The sequence below is a fragment of the Thermodesulfobacterium hveragerdense DSM 12571 genome (assembly GCF_000423845.1).
Taxonomy (GTDB): domain Bacteria; phylum Desulfobacterota; class Thermodesulfobacteria; order Thermodesulfobacteriales; family Thermodesulfobacteriaceae; genus Thermodesulfobacterium; species Thermodesulfobacterium hveragerdense.
In genome coordinates this window covers 1-21,936 of record NZ_AUIT01000001.1, presented here as the reverse complement: position 1 = coordinate 21,936, position 21,936 = coordinate 1, and the positions used below count along the sequence as shown (strand labels likewise).

The following is a 21,936-nucleotide window of genomic DNA, read 5'->3' as shown; positions in this document are numbered from 1 at the left end:
TATCTTACGTGTAAGTATTGTAGAGGAAAAGCAGTTTTAGATGGCACTTGAGCTAAGGCTAAGGTAAGGTGTCTTACCTGTGGTATGGAGAGGCCTGCAAAAGAATATGAGGAAGAAATTGAAAAACTAAAAGAGAGCTGGATTTCAGGTTTCGGTTGTAAACTTTCAAAATAGCTTTAAAATAGTAAACATGTCTTATTTGGTTTTAGCCAGAAGGTATAGACCTCAGACTTTTAGTGAAGTAATTGGACAGGCTCATGTAGTTAAGACTATAGCTAATGCTATAAAATCTGGGAAACTTTCTCATGCCCTTTTATTTTCTGGTATCAAGGGAACAGGTAAGACCACTATAGCAAGGATTGTGGCCAAAGCTTTAAACTGCTTAAACTTAATTGACGGGTACGAGCCCTGTAATCAGTGCCCTAATTGTTTGGAGATTAACCGCGGGGTTTTTGTAGACGTTATAGAGATAGATGCTGCCTCAAACAGAGGTATAGACCAGATCCGTGAAATCATAGAAAACTTTAAATATGCCCCTACCAGAGGTAAAGCTAAGGTCTATATCATAGACGAAGCTCATATGCTTACCAAAGAGGCTTCAAACGCCTTGCTTAAGTCTTTAGAAGAGCCTCCTTCCCACGTTTATTTTATCTTAGCTACCACAGAGCCAAATAAACTTTTACCTACCATACTTTCGAGATGTCAACGTTATGATTTTAGAAAGTTAGACCTGCCTCAGTTGATAAAGCATCTCAAGTCTATTTGTGAAAAAGAGAAATATCAAATAGAAGAAGATGCCTTAAGGCTTATTGCCAAGGAAGCTCAAGGGAGTTTAAGAGATGCCCTATCGCTTTTAGATCAGGCTATGGCCTATGGTAGTCATACCAAAGAAGATATCATCCAGGCTTTTGGATGGCATGAAGCCCTTTTGGTAGAAGAGTTAGCCCAGGTACTGTTAGAAAAAAATCTTAAAAAAACCTTAGAAGTGGCTCAAAAGATTTATGAACAAGGAACTGATTTGATCTATCTTATGGAAAAACTTACCGAATTTTTTAGAGAACTTTTCTTGATGAAAGCCTTACCTCATGAAAAAGCTCAGCCATTCCAAAATCCTCAGCTTGTGGACCTGGTTTTAGAGTATGAGTTGGAAGAAATCTTTTTGGTTTTGCAAAGTCTTACCAGAGACCTTGAGGTTTTAAGAAGAAGTAGTTATCCTCAACTCCAGTTTGAGTTAGCGCTGGTAAGGATTTGTGAACAAGCTAAATTGATCCCAATAAATAAATTGATAGAGAAACTTGAAAACTTACCTAACCTTGCTTTTGGTCAGGTAAGCTCAGAACCTTTGGTGACTGAAGTTGAAGAAAATAAAGAATCTCAGGTTTCCTCTGAGAAAACCTGGCAAGAGTTTTTAGAAAAGCTTCAAAGGGAACGTCCTCTTTTGTTTGGTCTTGCCAAAACTTTACCTAACCCTTCTTTTGAGGCACAACATATATATTTAAGAGTTAAAGAAACATTAAAAAATTCTCCACATTTTGAAGAACTTATAGAAAAGATCAAAGATTTTTTTAAAAAACCGGTAAGCATAGAGGTTGAGGCTGCATCTCAACCTAAGGTTGAAGAAATAAAACAGAGGCCTGAAGTAAGGGAGGTTTTGTCTATTTTTTCTGCTAAAATAGCTAACATTCAAATCTTAAATCAGGAGTAAAGATATGAAGCTACCACCCCAATTACAACAAATGATGAAAGAAATTCAAAAGATGCAAAAAAAACTTGAAGAGGCCCAAAAGCTGCTTGAAGAAAAGACGGTTACCGTACAGGTAGGCGGAGGTATGGTAACCGTTACTGCTAACGGAAAACAAGAAATCCTTTCTATAGAGATAGAAAAAGAACTTTTAAACCCAGAAGAAAAAGAAATGTTAGAAGATTTGGTCTTAGCCGGAGTAAACGAAGCCTTAAAAAAAGCTAAAGAAATGGTAGAAGAAGAAATGGCAAAGATTACCGGTGGTTTAAAATTACCAGGAGGTTTTAATCTTCCTGGCTTATTTTAGACGTTATGTCAGTTGGTTATCCATTTACTTTAAGAAAGCTTATAGAATCTTTTTCTAAAATTCCAGGGATAGGGGAAAAGAGTGCTACCCGGATTGCCTTATTTTTGTTATCAAAGCCTGAGTTCTGTGAAAACTTAGGTGATTTAATAAAAGAACTCCCTTATAAGATAAGGTTGTGTAAGTTTTGTAGAAATCTTTCTGAAGAGGAAATATGTAAAATCTGTAATGATGATACCCGAGAGGTCAAATCTCTCTGTATCGTAGAAAATCCGGTTAACCTTTTTCACATAGAAAATACAGGTATATATAAAGGGTATTATTTTGTGTTGCACTATCTCCTATCCCCTAAGGATGGAATAGGTCCTAAAGAGATAGAGATAGATAAACTTCTGTCTTTGATAAGAAAAAGAGGGGTTGAAGAGGTTATTTTTGCCCTTTCTCCAACCTTAGGGGGAGAAGCCACCATAAGCTACATCCTACAGGTGCTGAAAGACTATCATATAAAGGTTAGCAGGTTAGCCTGTGGTGTTCCTATGGGTATGGATTTACAGTTTGTAGACCCTTTAACCCTTAAAAGAGCCCTACTTTCAAGAGAACTTCTGAAAGAACAATGAAAGAAGATCTTTTTTTCTGCAAAACTTTGGCCTTAGGAAGTTTAACTCAAGGTCATTTCCATAACCTCAGAGGAATACTGCAAGGGGCTTTTTTAGAACTTCAGATACTTTTGATGAAAAAAGATTCGTTATCCTCAGAAGAATTAGCCATAAGGTTAGAAAAGGTTTTTAACCTTCTTAAAAAACTTTTGCAACATTTAGACATAGCCTATGCAGACATAAACGACACCTCATTAGGGTCTTGGGACTTAAAAGCTTTGTTAGAAGAGACTTTAGTCTTTTGGGAAGCAGATTTAGTTTTTAAACATAACGTCTTAAAAGAGGTGGTAGAAGAAGAGAAAGGAGAGGTAAGACTTCCTCATAATCTTGTAAAAGGTTTGTTTTGTGGGATTGGTGAACTTTTATTTTTGACCTTAAAACAAGGTAAACTTGTGATTACCATCAAAGGGAAGTCTGTTAAGTTTAACTGGGATAGACCCTTAGAACTCGAAATTTTAGAACGCTTTAAAGCGTTTTTAGAAAATTTTTCCTCTTTTATAGATTTTAAGCTTTCAAGTCAAAGCTTAACCTTGAGGTTTATGGATGGATAAAAAGATCCTTTGGCTTGGTTTTTATCTTAAAGAAAAAAATGTCTTAAAAACCATAAAATTTTTTGAGGAAGATATTCTTTTAGAAGAAATTTTAGCTTATAAAAAATACAAAGTTAAAGAGATAGAGATTTTAGGTCTTAAAGAGTTTGAAAAGGCAGAAAAATTAGGAATAAAGATCCTTTTTCGAGAGGACAAAGAGTTTCCAGAAAAACTAAAACTTATCCCTTATGCCCCTATTTTTCTTTATGTAAAGGGTAATCTCGAGAAAATAAGTCCTTCGGTTGGGGTAATAGGATCAAGGAGGCCTACTAACTATGGAAAAGAGGTAGCCTATAAGTTTTCTAAAAGGCTTGCAGAGGTAGGTGTAGTCCTGGTATCTGGTCTTGCACGGGGAATCGATACGATAGCACATAAGGTTTGTTTAGAGGTTGAAGGTAAAACGATAGCAGTATTAGGCTCAGGTTTAGATGTGGTGTACCCTCCTGAAAATAAACCTTTATTTGATGAAATTTCTGATGGATACGGGGCTGTAGTCTCAGAATTTCCTTTCGGTACTTCTCCCAGAAAGGAAAATTTCCCCATAAGAAACCGACTGATAAGTGGTTTTTCAGAGGCTATTTTGGTTGTAGAAGCCGGGAAGAAAAGCGGAACTCTTATCACTGCTAAATGGGCTTTAAATCAGGGCAAAGAAGTGTATGCTGTTCCAGGGAGTATCTTTTCTCCTCAAAGTGAAGGTACCCATTTTCTCATAAAATCAGGGGCTCAACCAGTATTTTCTCCAGAAGAATTGTTAGAATTTTTAGGGGTAGAAGAAAAGGATAGAATTTCTAACCTGTTTGATTTTGGTCAAGCTGAAGCAACTCAAGAAAAACTAACCAGAGAGGAAAAAGAGGTGTTATCTTTTCTTTCATCTTATCCTATACACTTAGAGGACCTTCTTTTGCAAACCGACCTGCCCGCATCTGAGGTTTTGTCCACCATCACAGAGCTTGAGTTTAAAGGAATAGTCCAGGTTTTACCAGGCAATTTTATAAAACTTAAAGATTAAACAAATCTTTTATCAGGTTTTCAGTATCTTTAAGGTTTAACCGTAAAAAGATTTTCTCTAAAAGCTTTTCCATGTCTTCTAAGATGGTTTTTTTTACCCCAAAATCAAGGTCCCACCAAGCTTTTTTAAAGGCACCAAAACCTTTTTTTCTGATTTTATAGATAAACTGGGCCTCTGACAGTCCTTCTTTCCATTCCTGTTTGAAGTTGTCTTTAAGATACTGATAGATTGTTTGTCTAAACTCAGAGGGAAGGGCTGGATGATCGTAAAGCAGGTTTTGGAATCCGGTAGCTAAGTGAACTTCTACACATTCGTTTTCTGGGAAAAGACTAAAGTATTCTTCAGGTAAGGTAGAGGCTCCATGTTGGACGGCTCCTGCAAGACCAAACTCTTCTCTGGCTATCTTAGAAAGCTCTCTTAACGTATTGAAATCAAGTTTGATTTCAGCTATTTTTCCATCAGGTAACATCACTCCACCATGGATGGTGCCTGTCTGCACACTAATCTTAGAGATTCCCTCTCCCTTTTTTAAACTCTGATTTAACCCTTTCATAAAGGCTCTTAGTTCTTCTGGAGTGCTGTTTTTACTTCCTATCTCTCCGATTTCTCCTCCTAAGGTTACTTTAATCCCGTTAGGTTCGTTTTGTCTCACAAAATCACAAAACTCAGCGGTTACTTCATAGTTGTATCTCTGTTGTTCAAACACATCCTTTTTTTCTAAGTCTACCAAAGTTGAAGCGTCTATGTCTATGTTATAAAACTGGGCTGATAGAGCCTCTTTTATCAGGTTTTTAAGATTTTCTTTTTCTCTTTCAGGGTCTGCAAAGAAGGATTTTCTGTTAAGTTGAAAATGATCTCCCTGGATAAAAATCGGCAGACGATAGTTTTCTCTAGAGGCAGCGGCTAAAATTACGGTAGCATACTCTAACGGAGGCTGTTTGGTATACCCTATTTCAGATTTGGCTATTTCAAAGATAAAAGCTCCAGCTTTAAGCCTTTTGGCTGTTCTAAAAATAGCCCTGGCTATATCATAAGTCATCCCTCGAATGTTTATGGCAGGGACAGTAAAACCAAGAAACTTTTTCGAAAATTCCCTATATAAGGGATAGATGCTATAACCACGAAACCCTAAATCATTCAGTGCTCCCTGTAAAACATTTAACAAAGATCTTTCTTCAAAAACAGCTTGATAAACTAAACGATCTATAGTCTCAGGGTTTTGTTTAAGTTGATCTAAAATTTGAGCTTTCTCCATTAACCCCCCTTCTTTTACACTTGACTCAATTTTTCTAAATCTTTATTTTTAAATTAAACATAAAAAGTAATTTTTACAATCTAAGGTTTATATGGTATACACTGTAACTAAAAATCAAAGTTGCAAAAACCATAAAGGAGAATAAAATATTTATATGGCAGAACAACCCATAGGCAAACAACCTGTACTTTTTCAGCTGCAGACAGGCCTTTTTTTAGGTATCGTTTGTTATAACCTCATTTTTGAAACCATCCAGTTTGTGTTAGAAAAAAAGGAGTTTTTTGAGGTAGAATGGCCTGCTTTGGTTAATTTTGATAAAACAGGGCTTTATCCTTATTTGATTGGGATACCTACGATTACTTTACAGAGGATTCATATAGTTTGGTATACCCTTGATATACCTAAGACACTTTTAAGCTTTTATCAACAAGCAGTTCCTATTAAGTTTGCCGAACCTTCTTTTTCTTACAGCCAAAAAAAGGAAATCCCTAGAAAACCAGAAAAAAAAGAACCTGAAGAAAAGGTTATTCCTTTTCCAGGTAAAAAAGAAGAAGAACAAGAAGAACCAGAAAATTAGCCTTTAAAAGCTTCTTTTATAATATTAAAACTTTTAATCCCTTCTTTTAAGATTAGATAAAACAACAAGAAAAGTAGTGAAAATCTTATCTTTCCCCAAAGGATAGCTTCAAGCATTCCTGCTAAGGATAACAAAAAAAATCCTAAAAGAGTAATTCGTTCTTCTTTTTTGTCTGTCTCTAATTTGTTGGCCCCTTTTAAAAATAACATTCCTGTAAGGAACGGTACCCCCCAGAAAAAACTCTCTGTAAACGGAAAAAACAACAATAACAACAAAGGACATAAAACTTCATAGAGTAGTTTATTCTGAAATTTTTTTTGAAAGATATAATTTAACTTATTCATGATTTGTAGAATATACTTTAGAGCACTTAGGTAAGAAAGTAGCACCGCTATCCAAACCAGGATTTCTACTAAGGTAGGGTTTAAGTTAGGATAGAGGGTTTTAGCAAATATTACCCCTACAGCTAAGGACATCTGGAAAAAAGTTTTAAATTTAGCTATCAGATTAACTTTCATGCTTTGAGGAAGTATACTTCTTAAAAAAGAGATTAGAATTTCTCTCAGCAGAAGAAAAAAGACAGGTAAAAAAGGGAAATAGGCGAGTTTTACCAGTATAAGATAGATGGTAGTTACAAAGATTTTATCGGCTATCGGGTCAAGGAGTGCCCCAAGTTTTGAGGTTCGGTTGTATTTTCTGGCTAAGAGGCCGTCAAAATAATCGGTTAGAGAAAGAAATAACAACAAGCCCATGGCTATAAATTTAGTGATCGATGAGTTTATAAAGAGAAGCACGCAAGGAACAGGCAAACACACCACCCTTAACAAGGTAAGAAGGTTAGGATTTATCCTTTTGGTCATAACTTTGATTTATTTATATTTTTTATATTATGATCTTTGATTATACTACAAGTTTTGATAGTTTACACTAAGAGTTTGTTGAGTTTTTAAGGTAAAGTTTGAGTTAGGCTATTGAATTTTCTATAGGGTATACTATAATATTATTCAACTACAGGTGGAGGCCGTAGCTCAATGGTAGAGCACCGGGCTGTGGCCCCGGGTGTTGCGGGTTCGAGCCCCGTCGGCCTCCCCATTTTTATGTTTTAAAAAGAAAAAAATCAAAAAGGCACCGGAGATAAGGAGGTTTTTTATGCATCCTTTGGTAAGAGAGGTAGAAAAAAATTATTTCAAAGAAGGTCTCCCTAAGTTTAATCCTGGGGATACTGTGAGGGTTCATTTTAAGTTAAAAGAAGGAGAAGAAAAAGAAAGAATTCAGGTATTTGAAGGTATAGTTATCAGAAGAAGAGGTTCAGGAATTAACGCTACTTTTACGGTAAGAAAGGTTTCCTTTGGAGTAGGTGTGGAAAGAACTTTTCCTTTACATTCTCCAAGGATAGAAAAGATAGAACTCGTTAAGAGAGGCAAAGTAAGAAGGGCAAGACTTTACTATCTTAGAGAACGTTTTGGTAAAGCGGCCCGTATTAAAGAAAGGTTTGACAACAAAGTTATGGAATAATACAGGAAGGGGCTTAGCCCCTTCCTGTATTATAAGTTAAAGTTGAAGAAAAAAGGTCATTCCTTTTTTTTAACCAAACCTTCAATAATCCATTTTTCAGACTTAGAACATCATCTAAAAGAGAGGGGCTATAGTCTTATAGCTGGGGTTGATGAAGCAGGAAGAGGGGCTATTGCAGGCCCTGTGTTTGCTTCAGCAGTTATCCTTCCAGAAGGTTTTGACCCTAAGGAAATAAAAGATTCTAAAAAATTAAACCCAAAAAAAAGAGAAGAGCTGTTTGATTACATCTGCTCTAACGCTTTAACCTACGCTATCGCTAAGGTAGACGTTGACGAGATAAATGCTCAAGGAATTCTCAAGGCTACGTTTAAGGCTATGTATGAGGCTTTAAAAAGACTTAATCCTCAACCGCAGGTGGTTTTAGTAGACGGACCTTTGTTGATCCCTGAATTTCGAGGAGTACAGAAAGCAGTAGTAGAGGGTGATAATCTATGCGTTTGTATAGCTGCAGCCTCGATACTGGCTAAGGTGGCAAGGGATAACTATATGAAAGAGCTTGCCAAGGTTTATCCCCAATATGGTTTTGAAAAGCACAAAGGTTATGGAACTAAGCTTCATTTTAGTAAGATTAAAATTTACGGTCCTTGCGAGGTCCATAGAACTTATTATCAGTGTTTTCTATGATTAAAAAATTGATCGGCCTTTTTTCTTCTAAAGAAAAGGGAAATTTAGCCGAAAGCTTAGCAGAAAAATACCTTAAGTCCAAAGGATTTAAGATTATAGGAAAGAATTTTCGTACTAAGCAAGGGGAGATAGATCTGATTGCGGTTAAGAAAGATTTATTGGTGTTTGTAGAAGTAAAGACTGATTTTCAAGACTTAGGACTTATTGCTGAAGATAAGGTTGATTTAAGAAAAAGGAAAAAAATTCTTGCGGTAGCTGAAGAGTTTTGGGTTAAAAATTCTCAAAGTTTGAGTAAAATAAAGAATATAAGGTTTGACGTGTTAGTGATTAAAGGGTCGGAGGTTCTTCATTATGAAGATGCTTTTCAACAGGACCTATGAAGGTCTCACGTTAGAGGAGATTTTAAAAACTCCAGACCAGGAATTAGAGAAAAAGCTTCAAGCTTTAGATTTTTATAAGATGTATGAATTAGTGCTCAGTGTTCCTTGGGAAGCTAAAGCTAAACTTATACTAAACTCTCCTTATCCAGAGGGTTTGGTAAAAAATCTACCTTGTCAAGAGTTATTCTTAACCATAAAAGCTTCTTCTCTTGACTTAACGGTAGAACTTCTTTCCTATGCTAAAGGTACCCAGATTCAGTTTATGTTTGACATAGATTGCTGGTATAAAGATCGTATTAAAGCAGAAAGGGTAGCTTCTTGGATTTTGTTACTTTTTCAGGCAGGAGAAGGTAAGGTTGTAGAGTGGTTAAAGGTAGCGGATTTTGATTTTTTGATAGCTATTTTTCAAAAGTTTGTCAAGGTATACAAAAAGCCAGATGATATGGAACTGATAGAAGCTATGGATTTTTTGCCTTATTTTACGTTGGATGATTTCTATTTTATAGAGTTTAAAAATGAAGCCTTAGAGTTTTACTTTAGAAGGATGGTAGAACTTTTAAGAGAAGAGATGTCAGAAACTTATTTTTCCTTGCTTGAGTCTGTTATCTGGGAGATACCGGTAGAGGTAGAAGAGAGAGCTTATAGATGGAGGAATGGTAGGTTAGCTGACGAAGGAATTCCCGAATACTTTGAGGCTTTAGATGTTTATACTCCTCAGCATCCTAAAAATTTAAAGAAAATAGAGCCTGTTTATCTTTCTCCCTCTGAAGAGAGGGAAGAGTTCTCTCCGGTTAACATCATGGTTTATCCCGGAGATAAGACTTTGATGATTTTTAAGGTTTTAGAAAAAATCGAAGATTCCTATCAGATAGACAGGATTAAAAAAGAGCTTGCCTGGTTATCTAATAAGGTGATTATCGTTGATAATGTAGTGATAGACGAGATAGAACAGGTAAAAAAAAGCCTTGATAAAGTCTGGGGTAGTTTAAACTTAGGGATAGAATATCTTTCTCAAGGGAACTTGGAGGTTGCTAAACGGTTGGTAGAAGAACATATCCTTGAAGACCTTTTTAGGATAGCCCAAACCTTACTTAAAAACCTTAGAAAGTTTGCTTTATCCATGGTTAAAGGCAAAGATTTTGACCCTTCGGTTTTGAGATATCTTGACCAACCGTATAAAGGATACTTAGACGGGGTTTGGGTGAAAAATCTTAATCAAATTAGATATTTTCGTCCAGAAAAAATAGGTACTTTAGAAGAATATACATTTTTTAAAAGAGTTAGTGAGGTCAATACCGTCCGTAGATACATCGAAGAGATCGGATATATGGCTCCTGTGATAGAGAGGATGTTTGGTTCAACCCTTGGCTGGATTAGAGAGGTAAACCTTCCGGGTAGAAACTATGATGTAAACTTTTTAACCTGGAGTAACCTTATTATTACTTCTCTTTTTTACTGGAAAGATAAAGGTGAATTTGTGTTTAAAGCTTTACCTAAAAGTTCTTGGACAAAGGTTATAAACGAACTTTTTTATGAAAAAGAAAATCGTTGTGAACTTAAACCAGAAATAAAAGAGATGTTGTTTGCAAGTTTTGAAAATTATGTAAAAAAGAACTGGTATTATGAAAAGGAACTTTTAGAATCTTTCCTTAACTTTGTTCTTAACAAACTATCTTTAGAGTTCCAAAACATCGACCTACAAAATCCACCTGAGCCTAAATATCAAACCTTGGTTCTGGTAGACCTAAACCATTAAAGATTTTTGGATTTTATGACAAAAAGCCCTGTTAATTTAACCGAACCAGCTTGGCTGATTTTGAGAGAAAGATACCTTTTAAAAAAAGAGGGTGAAGTAGTAGAGACTCCCGAAGAGCTTTTTCAAAGGGTAGCAAGAGCAGTGGCAGAAGGAGAGCTTGCTTTTGGTGGGAACCCTCAAGTAGCTTTTTATCAGGAAAAATTTTATCAGCTTATGGCTAATTTAGACTTCTTACCTAACTCTCCCACCCTTATGAATGCAGGAACTCCTTTGGGACAGCTTTCTGCTTGTTTTGTTCTTCCTGTTGAAGATTCTTTAGAATCGATCTTTGAAACTCTAAAACACGCTGCTCTTATCCATAAATCTGGTGGAGGAACAGGTTTTTCTTTTTCAAAGATCAGACCTAAAGGAGACATGGTAGCAACCACTCAAGGTATAGCAAGTGGGCCTATTTCGTTTATTAAAGTGTTTGATGCCGCTACTGAGGCTATCAAACAGGGAGGAAAGAGAAGAGGCGCTAACATGGGAATTCTCAGGGTAGACCACCCTGACATAGAAGAGTTTATAGAAATAAAGTGCAGAGACCCTGAGGCTTTAAAGAATTTTAACCTTTCCGTAGGGATAACCGATTCCTTCATGGAGGCTGTAAAAAAGGGAGATGTTTTTCCTCTGATTAATCCAAGGAATAAAAAAGTTGAAAGATATGTAAAGGCTAAGGAACTTTTTGAAAAGATAGCCTATTGTGCCTGGGCATCTGGAGATCCTGGAGTTTTGTTTGTTGATACCATACACCGGTATAACCCAACCCCGCATTTGGGAGAAATCGAGGCTACTAACCCTTGCGGAGAACAACCTTTATTACCTTTTGAGTCTTGTAATTTGGGATCTATAAACCTGGCAAATTTTGTTAAAGATAAAAAAATAGATTGGGAAAGACTAAAAGAGGTTGTATGGTTAGCAGTAAGGTTTTTAGACGACGTGATAGAGGTTAACAGGTTTCCTCTCCCACAGATTGCTAAAATTACCAGGCTTACCAGGAAGATAGGATTGGGAGTGATGGGTTTTGCTGATATGCTTATCAAGTTAGAGGTTTCTTATGGAGAAAAAAGAGCGTTAGAGTTAGCAGAAGAGATTATGAGATTTATCGAAAAAGAGTCTGTAAAGGCGTCTCATCAGTTAGCTAAAGAAAGAGGATGTTTTCCTGCTTTTTACGGTAGTTTTTGGGATAGCCTTAATTTACCTATAAGGAATGCTACCACTACTACCATCGCTCCTACAGGTAGTATCTCTTTGATAGCTGGTGTGTCTTCAGGTATAGAACCTCTTTTTGGAGTTTATTACGAAAGAAAGACTTTAGAGAATAAACTTTTAAAAGGATTTCACCCGTTGTTTTTAGAGTTTTTGTATAAAGAAGGTTATAAAGACGATGAGGTAGAAGAGATTTTATCTCAAGTAAAAAAAGTAGGCACCTTAAAACATGTAACAATTTCAGAAAAAATTAAAAAACTTTTTGTAACCACCTATGAAATATCTCCTGCAAACCATCTTTTGGTTCAAGCCACTTTCCAAAGGCATACCCATAATGCCGTTTCTAAAACCATAAATTTATCTCCAGAAACTACCGTCGAAGAAATAAAGGCTATTTATTTAAAGGCTTATGAGTTAGGTCTTAAAGGAGTTACCGTTTATCGTTATGGCTGTAAAAAGGAACAGGTGATATATTTAGGGGAAGACCAGGTTGAAGGATTAGGTTGTTCGGTATGTGACCTATCTTTAAGATAGATTAAGAAAGGGGGTTTTATGAAGGAGGTAAAGATAGGGCTTTTAGGTTTTGGAACGGTAGGGACAGGGGTTTATGAGTTGTTAGAAAAAAATCGAGAGGTTATTAAAGAAAGAATAGGTTTAATCCCTGTGGTTAAACGGATCTTAGTAAGGGACCCAAAGAAAATAAGAAGTATTTCGGTTAGTCCAGAGATTTTTACCACCTCTGTTGAAGACATATTAGAGGATCCAGAGATATCTATCGTTTGTGAGTTGATTGGAGGAATTATACCGGCTAAAGAGTATGTGCTAAAGGCTTTACAAAAGGGAAAGGAGGTAGTGACAGCAAACAAGGCTATACTTGCTGAATATGGAGACGAAATTTGGGGGGAAGCTTTAAAAAGGCAGAGGTTTTTAGGTTTTGAAGCCTCAGTAGGTGGGGGTATTCCTATCATAAAAACTCTTAGAGAGGCACTTATAGGAAATAAGATAAAATCGATAGTAGGTATAGTGAACGGAACGACTAATTATATCCTTACTAAAATGCTGGAAGAAAAGACAGATTTTAAAGAAGCCTTAAAGGAAGCTCAAAAAAAAGGCTACGCAGAGGCTGATCCCACTTTAGACATAAACGGTATGGATGCAGCCCATAAGATAGCTATTTTGGCTTCCCTTTCCTTTGGTAGTTTTATTAAAGCTTCTCAGGTTTATTTAGAAGGAATAGAAAATATAGACCTTATAGACTTAAATTTTGCTAAAAATTTTGGTTATGTTATCAAACTTTTAGCCTTTGCTATCAAACATAAAAATGACATAGAAGTACGAGTTCATCCTACCCTTATTCCTGAAAATCATGTTTTAGCCTCTATTCGTTTAAATTACAACGCTTTTTATGTGACAGGAGATTTTGTAGGAGACGTTCTACTTTATGGGTTGGGGGCAGGTAAAGAACCTACTGCTAGTGCCGTAGTAAGCGATCTTATAACAGCTATAGAGTTTTCTTTTTTTAAAAAGAAACCCTTTATAAAGTATCCCTTGACCTTTGATGAAAAAAGATATAAAATAAAGCCTATGGAAGAAGTAGAGTTTAAATATTATTTTCGTTTTTCTGCAGTAGATAAACCAGGGGTATTGTCTAAAATTTCTGGTGTTTTAGGCAAGTATAACATAAGTATTGCCTCTGTGGTTCAGATTGGAAGGCAAAAAAAGAAACAGGCGGTTCCTATAGTTATGCTTACTCACGAAGCCAAGGAAAAAAACGTGGTAAAGGCTTTACAAGAAATAGACAGTTTAGAGGTAGTTAGCGCTCCTACCAAAAAATATCGTATCATGGATCTTAGTTAAAAAAGGACTGAGTATGAGAGTAAAAGTAGATATAGGTCAATATCAAATTTTAAAAGATAAACCAGTTGTTTTAACCACAGGTTTTATTGGAAGTGGTTTAGCTATAGGAGTGGTTGACAAAACAAAAATGCAAGGTGGATTATGTTGTTTTGTTTTGCCTTATAAGGATTTAGATTTAGAAATAGAAGAAGGGGTCACAATTTTTTCTGGAGAATCTCTTATTCCTTCGTTTTTAGAAGAAATAGAACGTTCTGGGATAAACTGGAGTAACGCTAAAATTGTGGTTGCTGGAGGTAGTGTATACCAGAACAACCCCGATTTTTTAAACCTTACAGAGGTAAATCTAAAAATAGTAAAGATGATGTTTAAAAGATATATGATACCAGAAGATCAGGTAATATTTAGGGTAGGGCTTAACAGTGGTGTAAAAGTTGAGGTGGATTTAGAAGAAAAGGTTGTCAAAATAAAAATTGACGGGAAAGAAGAAAAGCTATGATAGAACAAGTTTTAGAAAAAATTTTTGATAAGGTTGATAAGATTCCTACTTTTCCTAAGGTAGCTATGCAGGCTTTAGAGATCTTAAGAAAGGAAGAGGTAGATTTAAGAGAGGTAGAGAAGGTTATCAAAAGTGATCCTGGTATTGTAGCCAATTTTTTGAGGATAGTTAACTCTCCTGCTTTTGGACTACCCCAAAAAGTAGACTCCTTGTTTAAAGCCTTGATGCTGCTTGGGGTGAACCAGATTAAGTTTATCATTGTCGCTTCTGTAGCTAAAAACTATTTTGAAAAAAGTCTGATAGGTTATGGATTAAGCTCGGAAGATGTTTGGTTGCATTCCTTAGGTTGTGGTTTTATCGCAGAGGAAATAGCTTTAGATGTAGGTTTTTCGATAAATAAGATAGAGGCAGTTTATGTAGCTTCGGTATTACACGATATAGGAAAGATCGTATTAGATCTTTACACTAAACTTGAATTAAATAAGTTTATTAAAACCTTTGAAGAAAATCCAAAACAAGACTTTATTCAAGTAGAGTGGTTAGTGCTTGGAGTAGACCATGGTTTGGTTGGAGCTACCCTTTTACAACGATGGGGATTCCCTGAAAACATCTGTTTTGCCATAAGAGCTCATCATGACCCTGACCTTATGTTACAAAGTGATGTGGCAGCTATAGTTGCTCTTTCAAATATGTTAATCAATATGTTAGGGATAGGCGGGGGAGTAGATGTTTTTAAATATAAGGTTCCTTCTCAACTTTTAGGTTTTCTTGATATAAAACAGGACAGATTATTAAAATATATGAAAACAGGTTTATACAAGAGTTTAGTTTTTAAAAAAGAATTTTAGAATTTAGATTAAAAACCCCTTGACAAAAAAAATAAAAGTTGAATACTTTATACAAATCAAAAATTAAAGGAAGGAGGTAAGAGAGATGAGGAAGGTAGTATCTTTCATGTTAAGTTTGGCTTTAGCTGGTGTGATTGGATTAGCAGGATGTCAGCAGAAGAAGGAAGAGGCTCCAAAGCCTGAAGCACCTAAGACAGAGGCTCCTGCTCCAGCAGCTCAGCCAGCTCAGCCTGCAGCTCAGCCAGCTCAGCCTGCTGAGAAAGCAGCTGAAAAACCCGCTGAGAAGCCAGCTGAAAAACCCGCTGAAAAACCTGCTGAAAAGAAGTAATTTTATAGGAGGGACTAAGTATGTTTAAAAAAGTATTAGGTTTGATGGCTGCTTTAGCCCTTTTAGCTTCTCCTGTTTTTGCAGCTGAACAGGCTGCTAAACAGGATGGTGCTAAGGCTAATGCTACCGCTACCGAAAAAAAGGTAGAAAAGAAAGTTAAAAAGAAAGAAGCTAAAAAAGAAGCTAAGAAAGACGAAAAGGCTAATAAACCCGCTGGCGCTAAGAAAAAAGTAGAAGGGTGCTAATTTAAAAATTTAGAAATTTACCCCCGGAAAACTATCTTCCGGGGGATTAATTTTATTACCTAATTTTTATTCGGTGTTTGGTTCTAAATAAGTGTTCATGTAGTATTAGGATATCTCGATGTGTATCAAGCTTTTGTTTTATTTTTATAGGTTTAATTTGATAATAGTTTGACATAAAATGGACGTTAGATAATATTATCAAGTCATGATCAGTAAAAATTATTTTACGGGTAGGATGTTTTTTATGGTATCCCCACGCCTTTCCATAAGGAGGACCATAATAGGGCTGATAGATCACAACCCATTTTTCAAACTCCTTTTCTGGTTTAAGACCAAAATAGAGAAAAATTTCATACCAACTATAGCCTCGACTACGTAGGTCTATAATAAACTCTGGGCTTATTTTCTTTTTTTGGCTTAAATATAAAACTAAAGGAAGTTCTTCTTCCTTAAGGATAGAGCCTTTTTTTAGGATAACAATTTTTTCCTTAGGGACTTGAAAATAGTTGCTTACTGCGAAATAAAAATGGGTTATCTTGTCTTCCGAAAAAGAGACATCGAGCTTAAGGTTTTCTGCTCTTAAACTTAAAGGGTTTAGCAAGAGAAGTATTAAAGATCCTAAAATAAAAAATTTTACCTTTTTACTCATAAGTTTTTACCTCCTGCAGTTGTTTTTTGTATTTTTAAAAAACAAAAAACATGCCTAAAATACCCGGACAAATCTAAAGAATAACCAGTTTGATTTTTAAGAAAATTTCAAAAGGAAACGAAAGGTTATCTAATTTTGGTTTTGTAAAAAATAAAAAATTTTGTAAAAATTACACGTTTAAAAGGTAAAACTTTTAAAAAGAAAAAAGAGGTTGTTGTTTAAGGAAGGGTTCTTCTGGTTCAAAATTAGAAAAGACCTTTACCACCCCATATTCTCCGTCATAACCTGGTTTAACAGACACCTCACCTTTTCGTACCTTGAGGATGGCTTCTGCTAATTTTTCAGGTAAAAAAGAAACTATTTCATCTTTTGTCAATTTTAAAAGAAGGTTAAATTCATTTTCAGCAAGTGAGGTATATTGCTCGTAAAGTTTGGCTAAAGTTTTAGAAGTAGGAGAAAGATTAAAAATTTCACTTAGGAGCTCTATTAAAGGTACCAGGTGTACCGAAAGAGGTTTATTAGGTGGGATATATCCCTCCTCTCTGTCAGCCAGATCTTCTATCCGATGAAGAACCCCAATCGTAATTTTTTCTCCACATTTAGGACATTTAAGACCTAAAGCCTTGGCTTCTTTAGGAGAAAGGCTGACTTTACAATTTCTATGGCCGTCAAAGTGGTATTTCCCCTCTTCAGGATAAAACTCTATGGTAAATGCTATCTTTCCTGTTTTTATCGAAAAATAGATGTTTTCATAAGTAAGAGGGTAAAAAAAAGCAGTAGCTTCTCTTCCTAATTTAGCAGGGGAATGGGCGTCAGAACAAGAAATAAGAGTAATTGAGTCAAGCTTAGAAATTCGCCAGTTCATTTCTGGGTCTGAAGAAAGGCCAGTTTCTATCGCATAGATATAAGAGTTAGCTTCTTCAAAAGCTTCTTCGAGGCTATCAAAGCCTGAAAAGGCTCCAAAGACTGAATACCAGGGGGTCCAAGCATGAGCAGGGATAACCATTATTTCCTTTGAGATTGTCATCAGGTCTAACACCAGTTTTTTACAAGAAATTCCAAAGGTAGGTCTTCCATCTGCCGTTAGAGACCCAAGTTTAGAAAGATAAAGATTTATTTCTTCGGCTACCTCAAAATTAGGAGATATAAGGATAAGATGAACCCTTCGGTTGGTTTTTTCTCCTTGAGAAAAAATCAGGGAAACCTCGGAAGTAAGGATAAATTTAGGACCTTCAGGTAGGTTTTTAAAAACCAAAAGTCCTGAAGATGGGTCAAACTCAAGCCAGGTTTTTAATTCTTTAAACCAAGCAGGATGGGTAAAATCCCCTGTACCTATCAAGGAAAGTCCTTTTTTTTGCCCTATCTGGGCTATCTGAGGAATTTCCATTTTTTGACTACAAGCTCTACTGTATTTGGAATGGATGTGAAGATCAGCAAAAAAGGAATTTTCTAAAAGTTCTTTTGAAGGAAAGATTTGGTTTTTCTTTGACATTTGTTTTTCAAAATTTTTTATCTTCCAATTTTATCAGACGTGAAACTTTTGTCAATTCTACAGAGAGGTCGTTCTTTCCCTTGACAAAACCTGAAAATATATTTTACTAAAAGAAGACAGATCAAAAAATTAAAAGGGAAGGGAGGTCATAATAAATGGCTTTTCAGGAAATTGCTAACTTGGAAGAAAAGATAAATGCACTTATAGCTTTGGTAGTCCAACTTAGAAACGAAAAAGAAGAACTTATAAATAAATTAAAAAGCAAAGAGGAGGAAAATGCAAGGCTTATAGAGGAAATAGAAAGGAGGGAGGAGGAAAGAAAGGTTTTAAAAGAAAAAATTGGTAGTTTGATAGAGAAACTCTCCCAAATATAGATTTTAAAGATAGATGTAAAAGCCTATGTTAAATTCAAAAGAAGTAGTTTTTGAGTTTTTAGGGCAAAGGTTTACCTTCCGAGCTTATATCTCGGAAGAAGAAATAACAGAGGTGCTTGCTTATTTAGAGAAAAAAAAGAAAGAGGTAGAGAAGATTAAAAAAGTTCCTACTTTTAAGCTGGCGGTTTGGCTACTTTTACAGGTAGCTCATGATTATGTAAAGCTTAAAAGAGAAAAAGAAGAGTTAGAAGAATACCTTAGGGGACAAATTTTAAAACTGGGAGAGTTTTTAGAACAAGAAAAACCATCCCTGGGGTGTTCGTGAAAAGAGTAGAGCCCTGCCAAGCTAACACTAAAAGTTTCTTGGGGTTTGGTGGATCTGGAGTCTTTTGCTCGTCAAGAGCGTCTAAGACTAGCCAGACCCCACCCCTAAAGTTTTTAGAATAAGAGCTTGGAGCAGGGAGCTCCCACGGCACCCTGGGGTTTTCTTAAGTCTTTTTAAATTTTTCTTTTCTCCTTCCTCCTTAAAAATCATATATAAGGGAGGAGTCTTATGGGTCTTGTTTTAGGCTTGATTTTAGGTAGTTTATTGGGAATAGCCATATTATGGGGCTATTTATACTTCCAGAAGAAAAAGAACCTTTTGGTTCAAAAAACTGCTGAAGAAATCATCAAAGAGGCAGAAAAAAAAGCTAAAGAGGTTTTAGAGAAGGCAGAAAGAGAGGCTAATTTTAGGCTTCAACAGGCGGAACTTAAGGTTAAAGAACAAATTTTGTCTCATAAACAAAAATTAGAAGAAGAGTTTAACAAAAGACTTCAAGAAGTAATCCTAAAAGAAGAAAGAATAGTAAGTAAAGAAGAATATCTTTCTAAAAAAGAAAGCGATCTTTTTAAGAGAGAAGAGCAGTTGTTAAAAAGAGAAGAAGGTTTAGATAAGAAATTAAGAGAGATAGAGGAACTTAAGAATTTTTTAGAAGAACAAAAACATGAAATAGAAAAATTATACCATCAGGCAAAGGAAGAACTTGAAAAAATAGCCGGACTTTCTGAAAAAGAGGCTAAGGAAATACTTCTTAAAAGAGTTGATGAGGAATTGATAGAAGAAAAGGCAAAATTAATCATGAAAATAGAAAATGAAATCAAAGAAGAGGTTAAAAGAAAAACTCAGGAACTTCTTTCCTATTCAGTGGCTAAAGCAGCCATACCTTTTGTAACCGAAAAAACCGTTTCTACAGTTCAACTTCCGAACGAAGAGATGAAAGGTAGAATTATAGGAAGAGAAGGAAGAAACATAAGAACCTTTGAAACCTTAACAGGGGTTGACCTTTTGATAGATGATACACCTGAAGTGGTAGTTCTTTCCTGTGTAGACCCACTTAGAAGAGAAATAGCTCGTTTAGCCTTAGAAAGGCTTATAGCAGACGGAAGAATACATCCTACGAGAATAGAAGAGGTGGTTAGACAGGTAGAAGAAGAAATGGAGCAACATCTTGTAGAGGTAGGAGAAAAGGCTTGTTTTGAATTAGGAGTTTATGGTCTTCATCCAGAATTAGTAAAAATGCTTGGAAAGCTTAAATATAGGACAAGCTATAGTCAAAACGTGCTTCAACATTCTATAGAAACAGCTATTATTTGTGGAGCTTTAGCAGGAGAACTGGGTATAGATGTAAAAAAAGCCAAAAGGGCTGCTTTATTACATGACATAGGTAAGGCTGCTTCTTATGAATTAGAAGGTCCTCATGCTTTGATAGGGGCTGAAATTGCGAGAAAATACGGAGAAGATGAGGAAATCGTAAATGCTATCGCCTCTCACCATGAAGATATACCTATAAATAGTCTCTTGGGTATTCTTTTGCAGATAGCTGATGCTATTTCAGGGGCAAGACCTGGTGCAAGAAGAGAACTTCTTGAGGCTTATATAAAGAGAATAAAAGAGTTAGAGTCTATCGCCTACTCTTTTGAAGGGGTAGAAAAAGCTTTTGCTATTCAGGCAGGAAGAGAAATCAGGGTTATAGTAGATGATAAAAAGATTTCAGACGAGCAAGCTTACGTATTAGCTCGAGAAATTGCACAAAAAATCGAAAAAGAAGTAACCTATCCTGGGATTATCAGGGTAACAGTAATAAGAGAAACCCGGGTAATAGAGTACGCAAAATAAAAGGGTATTAACAGGATGAATCTATGGAAGAGACTAAAGAAATAAGGATTTTGTTTTTAGGAGATATCGTAGGTAGTGCCGGAAGAAAAGCGGTTAAAGACCTTCTGCCAGAGGTCTTTAAAAAATATCAACCTGATTTTGTGGTAGCTAATGGAGAAAATGCCGCAGGTGGGTATGGTCTTACCGAGAAAGTAGCTGACGAACTTTTTTCTTATGGTATAGATGTTTTAACCTCAGGCAATCATGTTTGGAAAAAAGAATTTTATCCTTATCTTAATAAGTCTGAAAGAGTAATAAGACCTGCTAATTATGGGGAAGGGGCTCCAGGCAAAGGATGGACTGTATATACTAAAAAAGATTTAAAATTAGGGGTAATTAACCTTGAAGGACGCATCTTTATGCGTCCTTTGTTTAATCCATTTTTGGTAGGTAAAAAATTAGCTTTAGAATTAAAAAAAGAAACACCGTTAATCTTGGTTGATTTTCATGCTGAAGCCACCTCAGAAAAAATAGCCCTGGGTTACTTTTTAGACGGAGTGGTCTCTGTAGTTCTGGGTACTCATACCCACGTTCAAACCTCAGATGCCAGGATTTTATCTCATAAGACCGGGTATATAACCGATGTAGGGATGTGTGGAGCAGTAGAAAGTATCATAGGTATGAAGATAGACCAGGCATTAGAGATGTACTTAAACATGGTTCCAAGAAAGCTAGAGGTAGAAAAAACAGGACAACTTAAACTCGAAGGCGCCTTTATAAAATTAAATCAAAAAGGAGAAACCATTTTTATCGAAACTTTTAGGGTTATTTCTTAGGTTTATTTTTTTTCCACCATTTTTGGAAAAGGCTACGTTTTAAAGGGGACAGATGGTCTATAAAAAGGATTCCTTCTAAATGGTCATATTCATGTTGAAAGGCTATAGCATGTAACCCTTCAAGTTCTCGTTCAAATGGATTGCCATTTAAATCTAACGCTCTAATATAAAGCTTGGCATGTCTTTCTACCTTGGCATAATATCCAGGGATACTAAGACATCCTTCTTCATATGTAGTGTATCCCTCAGTTTGTAAGATTTCTGGGTTTATATAGACTTCTAACTTTGGGGTTCCTTCTTTCTGTGAAACATCTAATAAAAACACTCTTTTTAATACTCCTACTTGATTGGCTGCTAATCCAAGCCCTTTGGCTTTATACATGGTTTCCGCCATTTGTTCCACCAGGCTTTTGATCTCTCCATCTATGTTTTCTATAGGTAAAGCTTTTTCCTTTAAAACTGGATGACCTAAGATTACTATTTCCATCCTTATCTCCTTAAAAAAACTTTTTATAAATATTATTTTAAAATTGATTTAAGAAATTTCAACGCGCTTTTTAATTTTGAGAGTTGTCAAAAGTTCTATTAAAAGGCATAATATAATTAAAAAGGATAAGGAACAAGGGGGTAAGGAGATGAAATCCATATTTTTGGTATCAAACAGACCGTTTACCGGAAGAAACGTCTTAGCGTTAGGCCTTGCTTTAAACCTGAAAGAAAAAGGAAGTAAAGTTGGTTATATGAAGTTGATAGGCAAAGTGCCTGTCAAGGTAGGAGACAAAATTCTTGATGAAGAGGCGATGTTTATCCATAAGGTCTTAGAGCTTGAGGACCCTGTAGAATGGTCCTGCCCGTTTGTGTTTACCTATGATGTGCAGTACAAACTGTTTGAAGGAGAAGACATATCAGTAGACCAGCAGATAAGAGAGGTTATAAAAAAACAGTCTGAACTTAAAGAT

At 35.8% G+C, this 21,936-nt stretch carries 25 protein-coding genes, 1 tRNA gene and 1 pseudogene; 22 read left to right on the top strand and 5 right to left on the bottom strand.

The features are described 5' to 3' along the window. Positions 1 to 190 precede the first annotated feature (190 nt). The 5 genes from dnaX to dprA are packed head-to-tail and all read left to right on the top strand — an operon-like array spanning position 191 to position 4,300. The gene (dnaX, locus tag G580_RS09340; protein ID WP_051172893.1) at positions 191 to 1,705 is read left to right on the top strand and encodes a DNA polymerase III subunit gamma/tau; all 1,515 of its coding nucleotides are present in this window, start codon (positions 191 to 193) and stop codon (positions 1,703 to 1,705) included. Between the two features lie 4 nt (positions 1,706 to 1,709). Beyond that, positions 1,710 to 2,048, top strand: a complete 339-nt coding sequence (locus G580_RS0100135) for a YbaB/EbfC family nucleoid-associated protein (RefSeq protein ID WP_028840521.1) — start codon at positions 1,710 to 1,712, stop codon at positions 2,046 to 2,048. Positions 2,049 to 2,053: 5 nt separating this feature from the next. Next, a complete protein-coding gene (gene recR, locus G580_RS0100130) occupies positions 2,054 to 2,662 on the top strand; it encodes a recombination mediator RecR (protein WP_028840520.1) in 609 nt (202 codons plus the stop codon). Beyond that, positions 2,659 to 3,252, top strand: coding sequence for a hypothetical protein (locus G580_RS0100125; protein WP_028840519.1), 594 nt, complete (start codon positions 2,659 to 2,661; stop codon positions 3,250 to 3,252). Before recR ends, G580_RS0100125 begins: the two co-directional genes overlap by 4 nt. Continuing rightward, positions 3,245 to 4,300: a DNA-processing protein DprA gene (gene dprA, locus G580_RS0100120; RefSeq protein ID WP_051172892.1), complete on the top strand. Its 1,056-nt coding sequence runs from the start codon at positions 3,245 to 3,247 to the stop codon at positions 4,298 to 4,300. The genes G580_RS0100125 and dprA overlap by 8 nt, the downstream gene beginning before the upstream one ends. Here the strand turns inward: dprA and G580_RS0100115 are convergent. Further along, positions 4,290 to 5,555, bottom strand: a complete 1,266-nt coding sequence (locus tag G580_RS0100115) for a class II fructose-bisphosphate aldolase (protein WP_051172890.1) — start codon at positions 5,553 to 5,555, stop codon at positions 4,290 to 4,292. The two genes, dprA and G580_RS0100115, sit on opposite strands and share 11 nt — an antisense overlap. 154 nt (positions 5,556 to 5,709) lie before the next feature. On the opposite strand from G580_RS0100115, the gene G580_RS0100110 reads away from it, so the two are divergent. After that, a complete protein-coding gene (locus G580_RS0100110) occupies positions 5,710 to 6,132 on the top strand; it encodes a hypothetical protein (protein ID WP_028840516.1) in 423 nt (140 codons plus the stop codon). On the opposite strand, the gene pgsA is transcribed toward G580_RS0100110, so the two are convergent. Further along, positions 6,129 to 6,992 (bottom strand): CDP-diacylglycerol--glycerol-3-phosphate 3-phosphatidyltransferase, encoded by an 864-nt coding sequence (gene pgsA, locus G580_RS10825; protein ID WP_051172887.1) that lies wholly within the window; start codon positions 6,990 to 6,992, stop codon positions 6,129 to 6,131. The two genes, G580_RS0100110 and pgsA, sit on opposite strands and share 4 nt — an antisense overlap. A gap of 157 nt (positions 6,993 to 7,149) precedes the next feature. On the opposite strand from pgsA, the gene G580_RS0100100 reads away from it, so the two are divergent. The 11 genes from G580_RS0100100 to G580_RS0100050 all read left to right on the top strand — a co-directional run bounded on the left by G580_RS0100100 (position 7,150) and on the right by G580_RS0100050 (position 15,489). Beyond that, positions 7,150 to 7,224, top strand: a tRNA-His gene (locus G580_RS0100100). A gap of 57 nt (positions 7,225 to 7,281) precedes the next feature. After that, positions 7,282 to 7,647 (top strand): 50S ribosomal protein L19, encoded by a 366-nt coding sequence (gene rplS / locus G580_RS0100095; protein ID WP_028840515.1) that lies wholly within the window; start codon positions 7,282 to 7,284, stop codon positions 7,645 to 7,647. A 42-nt stretch (positions 7,648 to 7,689) separates the two neighbouring features. Continuing rightward, a complete protein-coding gene (locus G580_RS0100090; protein WP_245542816.1) occupies positions 7,690 to 8,331 on the top strand; it encodes a ribonuclease HII in 642 nt (213 codons plus the stop codon). Beyond that, positions 8,328 to 8,711, top strand: coding sequence for a YraN family protein (locus G580_RS0100085; RefSeq protein WP_038041149.1), 384 nt, complete (start codon positions 8,328 to 8,330; stop codon positions 8,709 to 8,711). The genes G580_RS0100090 and G580_RS0100085 overlap by 4 nt, the downstream gene beginning before the upstream one ends. Beyond that, on the top strand, positions 8,683 to 10,467 hold the full coding sequence (locus G580_RS0100080; protein WP_028840512.1) for a DUF6178 family protein: 1,785 nt from the start codon (positions 8,683 to 8,685) through the stop codon (positions 10,465 to 10,467). Before G580_RS0100085 ends, G580_RS0100080 begins: the two co-directional genes overlap by 29 nt. A 15-nt stretch (positions 10,468 to 10,482) precedes the next feature. After that, entirely contained in the window at positions 10,483 to 12,249 is a 1,767-nt protein-coding gene (locus G580_RS09330; RefSeq protein ID WP_051172885.1) for an adenosylcobalamin-dependent ribonucleoside-diphosphate reductase, read from the top strand. An 18-nt stretch (positions 12,250 to 12,267) separates the two neighbouring features. After that, complete coding sequence (locus G580_RS0100070; protein WP_028840511.1) at positions 12,268 to 13,572, top strand: homoserine dehydrogenase; 1,305 nt, start codon at positions 12,268 to 12,270, stop codon at positions 13,570 to 13,572. Between the two features lie 13 nt (positions 13,573 to 13,585). Further along, the gene (locus G580_RS0100065; RefSeq protein ID WP_028840510.1) at positions 13,586 to 14,068 is read left to right on the top strand and encodes a chemotaxis protein CheD; all 483 of its coding nucleotides are present in this window, start codon (positions 13,586 to 13,588) and stop codon (positions 14,066 to 14,068) included. Further along, a complete protein-coding gene (locus G580_RS0100060) occupies positions 14,065 to 14,916 on the top strand; it encodes an HDOD domain-containing protein (RefSeq protein ID WP_028840509.1) in 852 nt (283 codons plus the stop codon). Before G580_RS0100065 ends, G580_RS0100060 begins: the two co-directional genes overlap by 4 nt. A gap of 85 nt (positions 14,917 to 15,001) precedes the next feature. Then, a complete protein-coding gene (locus tag G580_RS0100055) occupies positions 15,002 to 15,244 on the top strand; it encodes a hypothetical protein (RefSeq protein ID WP_028840508.1) in 243 nt (80 codons plus the stop codon). A gap of 20 nt (positions 15,245 to 15,264) precedes the next feature. Beyond that, complete coding sequence (locus G580_RS0100050; RefSeq protein WP_028840507.1) at positions 15,265 to 15,489, top strand: hypothetical protein; 225 nt, start codon at positions 15,265 to 15,267, stop codon at positions 15,487 to 15,489. A 55-nt stretch (positions 15,490 to 15,544) separates the two neighbouring features. Here G580_RS0100050 and G580_RS0100045 read toward each other — a convergent pair whose 3' ends face one another. Both G580_RS0100045 and G580_RS0100040 read right to left on the bottom strand, forming a co-directional pair. Continuing rightward, positions 15,545 to 16,138: a hypothetical protein gene (locus tag G580_RS0100045; protein ID WP_028840506.1), complete on the bottom strand. Its 594-nt coding sequence runs from the start codon at positions 16,136 to 16,138 to the stop codon at positions 15,545 to 15,547. 193 nt (positions 16,139 to 16,331) lie between these two features. Beyond that, positions 16,332 to 17,630, bottom strand: coding sequence for an endonuclease Q family protein (locus G580_RS0100040; RefSeq protein ID WP_051172884.1), 1,299 nt, complete (start codon positions 17,628 to 17,630; stop codon positions 16,332 to 16,334). 155 nt (positions 17,631 to 17,785) lie between these two features. On the opposite strand from G580_RS0100040, the gene zapB reads away from it, so the two are divergent. From zapB to G580_RS0100015, 4 genes are all read left to right on the top strand, one after another. Then, entirely contained in the window at positions 17,786 to 18,004 is a 219-nt protein-coding gene (gene zapB / locus G580_RS0100035; RefSeq protein WP_028840504.1) for a cell division protein ZapB, read from the top strand. Between the two features lie 25 nt (positions 18,005 to 18,029). Beyond that, positions 18,030 to 18,329, top strand: a complete 300-nt coding sequence (gene zapA / locus G580_RS0100030; RefSeq protein WP_028840503.1) for a cell division protein ZapA — start codon at positions 18,030 to 18,032, stop codon at positions 18,327 to 18,329. A gap of 228 nt (positions 18,330 to 18,557) precedes the next feature. Beyond that, positions 18,558 to 20,162 carry a ribonuclease Y gene (rny, locus tag G580_RS0100020; protein WP_028840502.1) on the top strand — a complete coding sequence of 535 codons (1,605 nt, stop codon included), beginning with the start codon at positions 18,558 to 18,560 and terminating at the stop codon, positions 20,160 to 20,162. A gap of 23 nt (positions 20,163 to 20,185) precedes the next feature. Next, complete coding sequence (locus tag G580_RS0100015; protein WP_156874751.1) at positions 20,186 to 20,977, top strand: TIGR00282 family metallophosphoesterase; 792 nt, start codon at positions 20,186 to 20,188, stop codon at positions 20,975 to 20,977. On the opposite strand, the gene def is transcribed toward G580_RS0100015, so the two are convergent. Then, complete coding sequence (def, locus tag G580_RS0100010; RefSeq protein WP_028840500.1) at positions 20,967 to 21,464, bottom strand: peptide deformylase; 498 nt, start codon at positions 21,462 to 21,464, stop codon at positions 20,967 to 20,969. The two genes, G580_RS0100015 and def, sit on opposite strands and share 11 nt — an antisense overlap. 148 nt (positions 21,465 to 21,612) lie before the next feature. On the opposite strand from def, the pseudogene G580_RS09325 reads away from it, so the two are divergent. After that, positions 21,613 to 21,936: pseudogene (locus G580_RS09325) on the top strand (AAA family ATPase); the annotation flags it as partial.